The sequence below is a fragment of the Phenylobacterium deserti genome, from assembly GCF_003254705.1.
Taxonomy (GTDB): domain Bacteria; phylum Pseudomonadota; class Alphaproteobacteria; order Caulobacterales; family Caulobacteraceae; genus Phenylobacterium; species Phenylobacterium deserti.
Map to the genome: position 1 here is coordinate 117490 of NZ_QFYR01000006.1, position 10319 is coordinate 127808.

The window sequence follows — 10319 nt, forward strand, 5'->3', positions numbered from 1 at the left end:
ACTTTGCGTAAACAAGAACAATGTGAGGGAGCGTAGGATGAACAGGCGGACGACCGGGATCCTGCTGGCGGCGACAGTTCTAGCGGGAAGCGCGGCCATGCTGGCCGGCGCGGCCGGGGCCCAGGTCCAGCGACCGCCGCCCAATTCCATCCTCGCCTGGTCGGCGAAGCCGACGAAAGCCACCGCCTGGGTCGCGCCGAATAAGCCGCACACCAAGCTCGCCGACATCCTGCGCAAGCACTCGGGCAAGAGCGACTGGAGCGAGCCGGTGGTCCGCGACAAGGACTTCCAGGCCGACTACATCGCCATGGGTCCGGGCAAGTCGACCAAGACCCACTTCTATGCCGATAACCGCGTGTTCTGGGTCGTCCAGGACGGCGCGATCCGCTTCACCATCGAAGGGCAGGAGCCGTTCGTCGCCACCAAGGGCTTCCTGGTGCAGGTGCCCTACCGCGTGCCCGTGAAGCTGGAGACCGTCGGCGACAAGCCGTCCCTGCGGTTCGAGGTGAAGCAGGCTGGCGTCGCGCCGCTTTATCCCATCACCGAGACGCCGGCTCCGATGGCCGGCAAGACCTATGTGAAGGTCGCGTTCTCCGGGAAGGGCGCCTACGACGACGTCAACAAGCCCTTCCTCGACTTCCAGAAGGACCTGGTCCAGGGCGGCGCGCGGGGTGGCGCCTTTGTGAAGGACGACACCACCTTCGCCAACGTGATCCGCGGCCGCGGCCAGCCGGTGCCCCCGCCCACGAACCTCGGCCACTTCCACGTGGACTACAACGAGTTCTGGTTCGTGATGGAGGGCCAGATCGACTACCAGATCGAAGGCGTGCCCTTCTTCAGCGCCCAGCAGGGCGACATCGTCTACGCACCGCAGGGCCGCTGGCACCGGGCGAGCTTCGGCGGGGAAGGATCGGCCACGCGCCTGGCCATCAACCCGCGCCCCGAAGGCCTGCACAACTACGAAGCGCCGCACTAAGCCGCGCGGCCGATCGCGCCTGCTTCTGTCAGGCGCGGTCGGCTCGCCGTCTCTGAACGAGGTAGGCGGCCAGGACGCCCAGCGTCACGAGTCCAATCAGCAGGGTCGAGACGGCGTTGATCTCCGGGTTCACCCCCAGCCGCACCTGGCTGTAGAGCCGCATCGGCAGGGTGGTCGCGCCCGGACCCGAGGTGAAGCTGGCGATCACCAGGTCATCCAGCGACAGGGTGAAAGCCAGCATCCAGGCCGCCGCGATGGCGGGCGCGATGTTCGGCAGCGTGACCCGCAGGAAGGCTCCCGCCGGCGAGCAGCCGAGGTCTTGAGCCGCTTCTTCCAGAGCGCCATCGAAGCTCGCCAGGCGAGCCTGGACGACAACGGTGGCGTAGCAGAGCGTGACCGTGGCGTGGCTGAGGGTCACCGTCCAGAAGCCGCGCGGAAGGCCCAGGCTGACAAACAACAGCAGCAGCGACAGCCCGAGGATCACCTCCGGCATCACCAGCGGCGCATAAACCATTCCGGAGAATGCGGTGCGCCCGCGGAAGCGCCCGCCGCGCACCAGGGCCACGGCTGCAAGGGTCCCCAGCACGGTGGCGAGCGTCGCGGAGATGACGCCGACACGTAGGGTCACCCAGATCGCATCCAGCATCTGCTGGTCGCGCAGGAGCGCGGCGTACCAGCGGGTGGAAAAGCCGCCCCAGACCGTCACCAGCCGACTGGCGTTGAACGAATAGACCACCAGCAGGACGATGGGCGCGTAGAGGAAGGCCAGGCCCGCCGCCACCGAAACCCGGTTGAAGGTCGAAGGCCGTCTCATCGCAGGACCTTCGCCTGCTGGCGCTGGAACAGCAGGATGGGCGCAAGCAGGGTCGCCAAGAGGACGATGGCCACGGCCGAGGCCGCCGGCCAGTCGCGATTGGCGAAAAACTCGGTCCACACCGTGCGGCCCAGCATCAGCGTCTCGGACCCGCCTAGCAGGTCGGGGATCACGAACTCGCCGACCATGGGGATGAAGCAGAGCAGGGCTCCGGCCGCCACGCCGCGCAGCGACAAGGGAAAGGTCACCTGCCAGAACGCGCCGGCCCGCGTCGCGCCGAGATCTTGGGCCGCCTCGAGCAGCGACTCGTCCTGCTTCTCCAGCACGGCGTAGAGCGGCAGGACCATGAAGGGCAGGTAGGCGTAAACCAGGCCGATGATCACGCCGGCCTCGCTGTTCAGCAGCTGCAGCGGCGGCAGGCCGACCTGCGCGAGCAGGCTGTTTAGCAGGCCTGCGGGCTTGAGAATGGCGATCCAGGCGTAGATGCGGATCAGGAAGCTCGTCCAGAACGGCAGGATCACCGCCATCACCAGCGCTTGGCGCGCGGCGGGCCCGAAGCGGCTCATGCCATAGGCGATCGGGTAGCCGAGCACGAGCAACACCGCCGTCGCCAGGGCGGCGATCCTCAGGCTCGAGGCATAGGCGGAGACGTAGATGCGGTCCTGCGGCAGGCGGGCGTAAGCCTCGAGGTCCAGCCCTCGCACGAACGCCATGACACCGGCCACGCCACGCGACCAGTCCAGGCGCGGCGCATAGGGCGGAATGGCCAGCGCCGTGTCGGACAGCGACAGCTTGGCGACCAGCAGAAAGGGCAGGGCGAAGAACAGCGCCAGCCACAGATACGGCGGGATGGCCGCCAGCCAGGTGCGGCCCCGTTTCATCGCACCAGCACCACCGCAGAGTCGGGCGCAAAGCTCAGCCAGACCTTGTCGCCCCAGCTGACCGGTCGCTCCACCTGGCGTGAAGCATTCGCGCGGGCGACCTTCACCCGGCGTCCCGATGACAGCTCCACCACATAGGTCGTCCAGTCGCCGAGGTAGCCGATGTCGTGCACCTCGCCGGCCATCCGATTGGCGCCCTCAGGCGGCGGCTCCTGGTGCAGGCCCATCTTCTCCGGACGAACCGCCAGCCAGGCCGAAGCGCCGGGCGCGAGCTGGGGGCCCTCCGCCGCCAACAGGCCGCCGGGGACTTCGGCGGACGCGAAGCGCAGGCCCTCGGCCCCCTGCGCCTCCATGCGGCCCTCGAACAGGTTCACATCTCCCAGAAACCCGGCCACGTAGCGATCGGCAGGCGCTTCGTAGACCTGGGCCGGACGGCCGACCTGCACCACCTCGCCTTCGCGCATCACCGCCAGCCGGTCGGCGACCACCATGGCCTCCTCCTGGTCGTGGGTGACGATCATGAAGGTGACGCCCAGCTCGTGCTGCAGGTTCATCAGCTCGAACTGGGTCTCCTCGCGCAGCCTGCGGTCGAGGGCGGCTAACGGCTCGTCCAGCAACAGAATGCGGGGGCGAGGCGCAATCGCGCGAGCCAGCGCCACGCGCTGCCGCTGGCCGCCGGACAGCTCATGCGGCTTGCGGCGCTGCAGCCCCTCCAGCCGGACCAGGGCCAGCATCTCCTCCACACGCGCGGCGATCTCAGCCTTGGGCAGCCGCTGCTGCTTCAGGCCAAAGGCGATGTTCTGCGCCACCGACAGGTGCGGGAACAGCGCGTAGGACTGGAACATCATGTGCACCGGCCGGGCATGCGGCGGCAGCCGGGCGATGTCGCGCCCTTCCAGCAGGATTTGGCCCTCGTCCGGCGCCTCGAACCCGGCCAGCATGCGCATCAGGGTGGTCTTGCCGCAGCCGGAGGGCCCCAGCAGAGCGAAGAACTCCCGCTCGTAGATGTCCAGGCTCAGCCCGCGAACCGCCTGGTGATCGCCGAACCGCTTAGACACGCCCTGGAAGCTGACCAGCGGGCGCGCTGCGGGATCTTCCCAAGGTGCGAAAGTGGATCGCGCCGCGCCCACGCCGCGCCGTTCGTTTAGAGCCGCGCTCACTGGCCGGTCAGCACCCGGGTCCACTGGCGGTTCACATCCCGCAACAGGGCCTGGTCCTTTGCGGTGGTGACGAAGAAGCGGCTCGCCACCTCCTTCGGCGGATAGATGTTCGGATCGTTGCGAACCTGGGCGTCCACCAGCGGCGTCGCGGCAGAGTTTGCGTTGGCGTAGCGGGTGTAGTTCGACGCCTTGGCGATGATCTCCGGCCGCATCATGAAGCTCAGGAAGCGGTAGGCGGCGTCCTTGTTGGGCGCATCCGCCGGAATGGCGAACACGTCGAACCAGACCTGCGTGCCTTCCCTAGGTATCGCGTAGGCCACCTTCACATTGTTCTTGGCTTCCGCCGCGCGGCCCTGTGCCTGGAGAACGTCGCCCGAGTAGCCGATGGCCACGCAGATGTCCCCGTTGGCCAGGGCGTCGATGTACTCCGACGAGTGGAACTTGCGCACGAAGGGCCGCGCCTTCAGCAGCAGGTCTGTGGCCGCCGCATAGTCCGCGGGGACCTTCGAATTCGGATCACGACCCAGGTAGTTCAGCGCAACCGCGTACATGTCCTCGGACGCATCGAGGAAATAGACGCCGCACTCCTTCAGCTTGGCCAGGTTCGCCGGGTCGAAAACCACCGCCCAGCTGTCGATCTTCTGGCCCGGGAGGCGCGCCGCGACCGCATCAGCGTTGTAGCCGATGCCGATGGTGCCCTGCATGTAGGGGACGGTGTAGGCCTGCCCGGGATCGAACGGCTCCATGTGGGCCAGCACATTCGGGGCGAGGTTGGAGAGCCCGGCGATCTTGCTCTTGTCGAGCTGCCCGATGGCGCCGGCCGCGATGTAGCGCGGCACATTATGGTTCGAGGGGACAACCAGGTCGTAGCCCGTGTTCCCCTGCAGCACCTTGGTCTCGAGCACCTCGTTGGAGTCGAAGGTGTCGTAGCGGACCTTCACCCCGGTTTCCGCGGTGAACTGCTCCAGCAGGGCCGGATCGATGTAGTCGGACCAGTTGTAGATCCGCAGCTCGCCGGCGCCCTTACCAGCGCCGCCGTTTCCACAGGCCGTCAGCGCCATGGCGACGGCCGCGGCCGCCGCCCAGCCCAGCGTTCTGACCCATCGCTGCATGCAGCGCTCCCCTCAAGCTGGCGGAAGCTTATAGAGCCCGCTACAGCCGCGTTAAGTCTCAACTTTCGGAGTCACGGCTGATGCCGTTCACCTGGACCGCGCTGGGTCCCATCGTCCTGCTGGTCGCTTCCAATGTGTTCATGACCTTCGCCTGGTACGGGCAGCTGAAGGTGGAGCACCGCCCCCTGTGGCTGATCGTCCTGATCGGCTGGGGCATCGCCTTCTTTGAGTACTGCCTGGCCGTGCCCGCCAACCGTCTGGGGCGGCTCACCTACGAGCCGGCGGAGCTCAAGGCGATGCAGGAGGTGATCACCCTGGTGGTGTTCGCCGTCTTCTCCGTCACCTGGCTGGGCGAGCGCCTGACGCTCAACCATGCGGTCGGCTTCGCCCTTATCGCCGCCGGCGCGGCGGTGGTGTTTAAGGGGCCGTTCTAGCCCGCTCGGCCTCGGCCTTGTTCGCGGCCAGGATCTGCTGGGCCGCGCCTGTCAGAGCCCGAGCGGCCAGGAGGTCGCCGGCCACCACGGCTTCGACCCGCCCCTCCAGCCGCTCGGCAAGATCGAGCAAGGCCGCGGCGCACATAGTCAGGCCATCGGCGACTTCCAGCACCTCCTCGACCGCATGGCTTGCGGCGGCAAGCAGCGCTCGGAAGCTCTCGGCTTCCTCTTCGGCGCCGGCCAGAGCCGCGGCCGCCAGAGCGGCAGCCTCGTCCGCCAGGCGCTGAAGGTCAGGATCATCCCTGCGCTTGAGGGTGATGACCGCAGCCTTGCGCAGGCATCCGGCGGCCAAGGCCAGGGTCACGGCGGCGGCCGATCCGGATCCCGGCGTAATCGCGGTCGAGCCGAGCCGGCGGGTGAAGCTGTCGAGAGTCCGTTCAGCGAGCGGCGGGGGCGGGGCGTCGGACATGGCGCGGGAACGTGAGGCGTTCCCACCGGTTGCGCGGGTTTTCCGTTCGGGCGGCTTTGGCGTTCGGCGGCGAGCGGCCTATAAGCCGCGGTCCCAACGAACCACCGCAAAGCGTCATGTCCCGCATCCTGATCACCTCGGCCCTGCCTTACATCAACGGGATCAAGCACCTGGGGACCTTGGCCGGCTCGATGCTGCCGGCCGATGTCTATGCGCGCTTCCAGCGCTCGCGTGGTCGCGAGACGCTTTATATCTGCGCCACCGACGAGCACGGGACCCCCACCGAACTGGCGGCGGCGGAAGCCGGTCAGGACCCGGCGACCTTTTGCGCCGAGCAGCATGAGGTGCAGCACCGGCTGGGCCGCGCCTTCGGCCTGTCCTGGGACCACTTCGGCCGCTCGTCGTCGCCGCAGAACCACCGGCTGACCCAGCGGTTCGCCCAGCAACTGTGGGAGTCCGGCTTCCTGGAAGAACGGGTGACCCAGCAGGTCTACTCCAACGCCGACAAGCGCTTCCTGCCGGACCGCTACGTCATCGGCACCTGCCCGCACTGCGGCTACGAAGCGGCGCGCGGCGACCAGTGCGAGAACTGCACCCGCGTGCTCGATCCCGCCGACCTGCTGAAGCCCCGCTCGGCGGTGTCCGGCTCGCCGGACATCGAGATCCGCGGCTCCAAGCACCTGTTCCTTCGCCAGAGCCTGTTCGCCGGCAAGCTGCGCAGCTGGATCGAAAGCAAGCGCACGCAGTGGCCGAACCTCGTCACCTCCATCGCCCTGAAGTGGCTGGACGAGGGGCTGCAGGATCGCGGCATCACGCGCGATCTCGAATGGGGCGTTCCGGTGAACGCCTGGGATTGGGGTCCTAATCCGGAGGGCAAGACGCCGGACATCGAGGGCCTTGCCGGCAAGGTCTTCTACGTCTGGTTCGATGCGCCGATCGAGTACATCGCGGCCACCTGGGAATGGGCCGAGGACCGCGCCCGCGAAGCTGGCCGCGAAGGCGCCCAGGACTATGAGTGGGAGCGGTGGTGGCGCGGCGAGGCCGCCTCGGACGTCACCTATGTGGAGTTCATGGGCAAGGACAACGTGCCCTTCCACACCGTGGGCTTCCCCTGCACCCTGATCGGCGTGAACGAGCGCCTGGATGGCGAGCGGTGGACCACCGTCAATCCGCAGCCCTGGAAGCTGGTTGACCAGCTGAAGGGCTTCAACTGGCTCGACTACTACGGCGGCAAGTTCTCCACTTCGCAGAAGCGCGGTGTCTTCATGGACCATGCGCTGGAGCTGCTGCCGGCCGACTACTGGCGCTGGTGGGTCACCGCCAACACGCCTGAAACCTCCGACTCGACCTTCACCTGGGAGCAGTTCCGCGACCAGGTGAACGCCGACCTGGCGGACGTGCTGGGCAACTTCGTCAACCGGATCGTCAAGTTCACCGAGAACCGCTTCGACGGCGTGGTCCCCGAAGGCGGCGAGCCGGGCGAGCTCGAAGCCAAGCTCGAGGACGAGGTGCTGGGCAAGCTGCGAGAACTCACCGGCTATCTCGAGGAGCGCGAGTTCCGGAAGGCCGCCACGGCTGTCCGCCAGCTATGGGTTCTGGGCAACCAGTACCTGACCGAGGCTGCGCCCTGGACCGCGATCAAGACGGACCGCGACCGGGCGGCGGTGGCCGTGCGCTACGGCCTGAACCTGGTGGCCCTGTTCGCCAAGGTGTCGGAGCCCTTCATCCCCTTCGCGGCCGAGAAGATCGCGGTGGCGGTGGGCGAGAGCTTCCCCGGCCGCTGGCCGAGCCTGGACGGGCAGGGGGTGTTGTCCGCCCTCGAGCCCGGTCGGCGCGTGCAGGCGCCCGAGGTGCTGTTCCGCAAGGTGGAAGACGCCCAGGTCGCCGAATGGCTGGAGCGCTTCGGCGGACCCTCGGCGGCTTAAGCGATCGAGAAGACCGCGCCCCGATCAGTGGGCGCGGTACTCGGCGGCTTCTTTAGCGTCGATGTCGGCGAAGGCCGGGGCGGCGGCGTTGTAGCTGTCCACCCGGCCCAAATCGACGACCATCTGGCGATGGCCCTCCCACATCATGTGCAGGGCCACGTACAGCACGATCAGCAAGCCCACGTAGCCGATCCAGCGGTAACGATGGAGCAGGCGAGCGATCCAGCTGGCCGCCACGCCCATCAGCGCGATCGACAGCAGCAGGCCGAACACCAGAATGCCGGGGTGTTCGCGGGCGGCGCCGGCCACGGCAAGCACGTTGTCCAGCGACATGGACACGTCGGCGATCAGGATCTGAGTGAACGCGCTGCGGAACGACTTGGCCGGTTTCACCTTCGGCTGGGTCGTGGGATCGGAGTCTAGCGCCGCCGCCGCTTGCTCTTCATCGTGGGCGGCGTGGTCGCGCATCTCGCGCCACATCTTCCAGCAGACCCACAGCAGCAGGATGCCGCCGGCAAAAAGCAGGCCGATGATCCCCAGCAGCTGAGCTGTGATCAGGGCGAAGCCGATGCGGATCGCGACCGCGGCGATCAGGCCGTAGAGAATCGCCTTCCGCCTCTGGTGCTCCGGCAAGCCGCCGGCCGCCAGTCCGACGGCGACGGCGTTATCCCCAGCGAGCACCAGGTCGATCATGAGCACCTGGAGGAGAGCGGCCAGGGCGCCGGCGTTCATCAGACTGTCGAGCATCGGGCACTCAATGCGTCAGGCGCTCGCCGGCTGCAATGCTCATGCTCACTGTCGGGGGCGCGAAGCCTCGTAGAGCGCCACCGCCGCCGCCGTGGAGACGTTGAGGCTTTCGAAGCCGCCCGGCATCGGGATCTTGGCCAGCTCGTCGCAATGTTCCGCCACCAGCCGGCGCAGGCCTTCGCCTTCCGAGCCCAGCACCAGCACCGTGGGCGATCCGTCGAGGGCCTCGTGGAGATCGCGCTCGGCGGCGCCGCTCAGACCCACGGCGCGCCAGCCAGCCTCCGCCAGTTCCTCCAAGGCGCGCGACAGGTTGACTACCCGCGCCACCGGGATCTTCTCGATGGCGCCCACCGCCGCCTTGGCCAGCGCGCCGGTGAAGCGCGGGGCGTTGCGGTCCTGCATAATGACGCCCACGGCTCCAAAGGCCGCCGCCGAGCGCAGGATTGCGCCGACGTTCTGGGGATCGGTGACCTGGTCCAGCATCAGCAGCACGGCGCCGGGGCGGGCTTCGAAGTCGGCGAGATCGGCGGGCTCGAGCGGCGGGGCCTTAAGCGCAATCCCCTGGTGCACCGCGCCTTGGGGCAGGGAGGAGGCGATGAAGCCGTTGTCGACCACCTCGACCGTCACTTTCCGCCCGAACGCCTGCTCGACCTGGCGAGCGCGGTCGGGCGTGGCGAGCAGGCGATTCGGCTGGCCGCGCGCCGGATTGGCGAGCGCAGCCTCCACGGCATGCCACCCCCAGATCCAGTCTTCCGACGGGGTTTCCCCTCGGCGGTGGGGCCGTTGGGGCGGCCTTTGCTTTTTCCCTCTCCGGGGGTCGTTGCGTTCGGAATACGAGGCCACTATAAGACGCCCTCCAAATCGGGGCCCCGGTCGGGTTTCCGCTTGATCAGGTTCATGCGGCGGGCTTTACACCGCTCGCATCTGAGAGCGGAGACCTTTCTTCCGGTCCTCGACCAGGCCCGCGCGCGAGGGGGAATGTCCCGAGTGGCAAAGGGGGCGGACTGTAAATCCGCTGCTGTAATGGCTTCGTAGGTTCGAGTCCTACTTCCCCCACCACGCGCGCGGACGAACGAGGAGTATGCGGCGACCCCGCAATTCAGCTTCCGCGGGTATAGCACAATGGTAGTGCAGCAGCCTTCCAAGCTGAGGATGCGGGTTCGATTCCCGCTACCCGCTCCAAGTTCCTTTCCCAATTGACGCACAGCCGGCAGGACCCTGATGGCCAAGGAAAAGTTCGAACGTAATAAGCCGCACTGTAACATCGGCACCATTGGTCACGTTGACCATGGCAAGACGACGCTGACCGCGGCCATCACCATCACGCTGGCGAAGAGCGGCGGCGCGACGGCGAAGAACTACGCGGACATCGACGCGGCGCCGGAAGAAAAGGCCCGCGGCATCACGATCAACACCGCGCACGTGGAATACGAGACGTCGAACCGCCACTACGCGCACGTCGACTGCCCCGGCCACGCCGACTACGTGAAGAACATGATCACCGGCGCGGCGCAGATGGACGGCGCGATCCTGGTGGTTTCGGCCGCCGACGGCCCGATGCCGCAGACCCGCGAGCACATCCTGCTCGCCCGCCAGGTCGGCGTGCCGGCTCTGGTGGTGTTCATGAACAAGGTCGACATGGTCGACGACGCCGAGCTGCTGGACCTGGTCGAGATGGAAGTTCGTGAACTTCTGTCGTCCTACCAGTTCCCGGGCGACGACATCCCGGTGGTCAAGGGCTCGGCCCTGGCCGCGGTGGAAGGCAAGACCCCGGAAATCGGCGAGAACGCGATCCTCGAGC

11 protein-coding genes and 2 tRNA genes are annotated in these 10319 nt (G+C 67.5%); 6 read left to right on the forward strand and 7 right to left on the reverse strand.

The features are described from left to right. The first annotated feature begins 37 nt into the window (after nt 1–37). On the forward strand, nt 38–976 hold the full coding sequence (locus tag DJ018_RS18725; RefSeq protein WP_111516506.1) for a cupin domain-containing protein: 939 nt from the start codon (nt 38–40) through the stop codon (nt 974–976). 28 nt (nt 977–1004) lie between these two features. On the opposite strand, the gene DJ018_RS18730 is transcribed toward DJ018_RS18725, so the two are convergent. Genes DJ018_RS18730 through DJ018_RS18745 form a run of 4 tightly spaced genes read right to left on the reverse strand, consistent with a single transcriptional unit; the run spans nt 1005 to nt 4943 of the window. Further along, nucleotides 1005–1790, reverse strand: a complete 786-nt coding sequence (locus tag DJ018_RS18730) for an ABC transporter permease (protein ID WP_111516507.1) — start codon at nt 1788–1790, stop codon at nt 1005–1007. Next, nucleotides 1787–2671 carry an ABC transporter permease gene (locus DJ018_RS18735; protein ID WP_111516508.1) on the reverse strand — a complete coding sequence of 295 codons (885 nt, stop codon included), beginning with the start codon at nt 2669–2671 and terminating at the stop codon, nt 1787–1789. Before DJ018_RS18735 ends, DJ018_RS18730 begins: the two co-directional genes overlap by 4 nt. Next, the gene (locus tag DJ018_RS18740; RefSeq protein ID WP_111516509.1) at nt 2668–3831 is read right to left on the reverse strand and encodes an ABC transporter ATP-binding protein; all 1164 of its coding nucleotides are present in this window, start codon (nt 3829–3831) and stop codon (nt 2668–2670) included. The genes DJ018_RS18735 and DJ018_RS18740 overlap by 4 nt, the downstream gene beginning before the upstream one ends. Then, complete coding sequence (locus DJ018_RS18745; RefSeq protein WP_111516510.1) at nt 3828–4943, reverse strand: polyamine ABC transporter substrate-binding protein; 1116 nt, start codon at nt 4941–4943, stop codon at nt 3828–3830. Before DJ018_RS18745 ends, DJ018_RS18740 begins: the two co-directional genes overlap by 4 nt. An 80-nt stretch (nt 4944–5023) precedes the next feature. On the opposite strand from DJ018_RS18745, the gene DJ018_RS18750 reads away from it, so the two are divergent. Further along, the gene (locus tag DJ018_RS18750; RefSeq protein ID WP_111516511.1) at nt 5024–5377 is read left to right on the forward strand and encodes a DMT family protein; all 354 of its coding nucleotides are present in this window, start codon (nt 5024–5026) and stop codon (nt 5375–5377) included. Here DJ018_RS18750 and DJ018_RS18755 read toward each other — a convergent pair. Further along, the gene (locus DJ018_RS18755; protein WP_111516512.1) at nt 5361–5846 is read right to left on the reverse strand and encodes a cyclodeaminase/cyclohydrolase family protein; all 486 of its coding nucleotides are present in this window, start codon (nt 5844–5846) and stop codon (nt 5361–5363) included. The genes DJ018_RS18750 and DJ018_RS18755 overlap by 17 nt on opposite strands. 116 nt (nt 5847–5962) lie before the next feature. Between DJ018_RS18755 and metG the strand changes: the two genes are divergently transcribed. Continuing rightward, nucleotides 5963–7771, forward strand: coding sequence for a methionine--tRNA ligase (gene metG / locus DJ018_RS18760; RefSeq protein ID WP_111516513.1), 1809 nt, complete (start codon nt 5963–5965; stop codon nt 7769–7771). Nucleotides 7772–7795: 24 nt separating this feature from the next. Here metG and DJ018_RS18765 read toward each other — a convergent pair whose 3' ends face one another. Together DJ018_RS18765 and rlmB are read right to left on the reverse strand one after the other, a co-directional pair. After that, the gene (locus tag DJ018_RS18765) at nt 7796–8518 is read right to left on the reverse strand and encodes a TerC family protein (protein ID WP_111516514.1); all 723 of its coding nucleotides are present in this window, start codon (nt 8516–8518) and stop codon (nt 7796–7798) included. A gap of 45 nt (nt 8519–8563) precedes the next feature. After that, a complete protein-coding gene (gene rlmB, locus DJ018_RS18770; protein ID WP_111516515.1) occupies nt 8564–9361 on the reverse strand; it encodes a 23S rRNA (guanosine(2251)-2'-O)-methyltransferase RlmB in 798 nt (265 codons plus the stop codon). 129 nt (nt 9362–9490) lie between these two features. On the opposite strand from rlmB, the gene DJ018_RS18775 reads away from it, so the two are divergent. The 3 genes from DJ018_RS18775 to DJ018_RS18785 form a co-directional block, all read left to right on the forward strand. After that, nucleotides 9491–9577: transfer RNA gene (locus DJ018_RS18775), tRNA-Tyr, on the forward strand. 49 nt (nt 9578–9626) lie between these two features. Then, a tRNA-Gly gene (locus tag DJ018_RS18780) sits at nt 9627–9700 on the forward strand. A 39-nt stretch (nt 9701–9739) separates the two neighbouring features. Then, on the forward strand, nt 9740–10319 hold a 580-nt coding region (locus tag DJ018_RS18785; RefSeq protein WP_133254332.1), incomplete at its 3' end, for a GTP-binding protein.

Excerpts from the sequence above, each read along its gene's own strand:
- DJ018_RS18750 (WP_111516511.1), top strand. The coding sequence starts at position 5,024 with ATGCCGTTCACCTGGACCGCGCTGGGTCCCATCGTCCTGCTGGTCGCT.
- DJ018_RS18765 (WP_111516514.1), bottom strand. The coding sequence starts at position 8,518 with ATGCTCGACAGTCTGATGAACGCCGGCGCCCTGGCCGCTCTCCTCCAG.
- DJ018_RS18755 (WP_111516512.1), bottom strand. The coding sequence starts at position 5,846 with ATGTCCGACGCCCCGCCCCCGCCGCTCGCTGAACGGACTCTCGACAGC.
- DJ018_RS18730 (WP_111516507.1), bottom strand. The coding sequence starts at position 1,790 with ATGAGACGGCCTTCGACCTTCAACCGGGTTTCGGTGGCGGCGGGCCTG.
- DJ018_RS18725 (WP_111516506.1), top strand. The coding sequence starts at position 38 with ATGAACAGGCGGACGACCGGGATCCTGCTGGCGGCGACAGTTCTAGCG.
- DJ018_RS18735 (WP_111516508.1), bottom strand. The coding sequence starts at position 2,671 with ATGAAACGGGGCCGCACCTGGCTGGCGGCCATCCCGCCGTATCTGTGG.
- metG (WP_111516513.1), top strand. The coding sequence starts at position 5,963 with ATGTCCCGCATCCTGATCACCTCGGCCCTGCCTTACATCAACGGGATC.
- DJ018_RS18745 (WP_111516510.1), bottom strand. The coding sequence starts at position 4,943 with ATGCAGCGATGGGTCAGAACGCTGGGCTGGGCGGCGGCCGCGGCCGTC.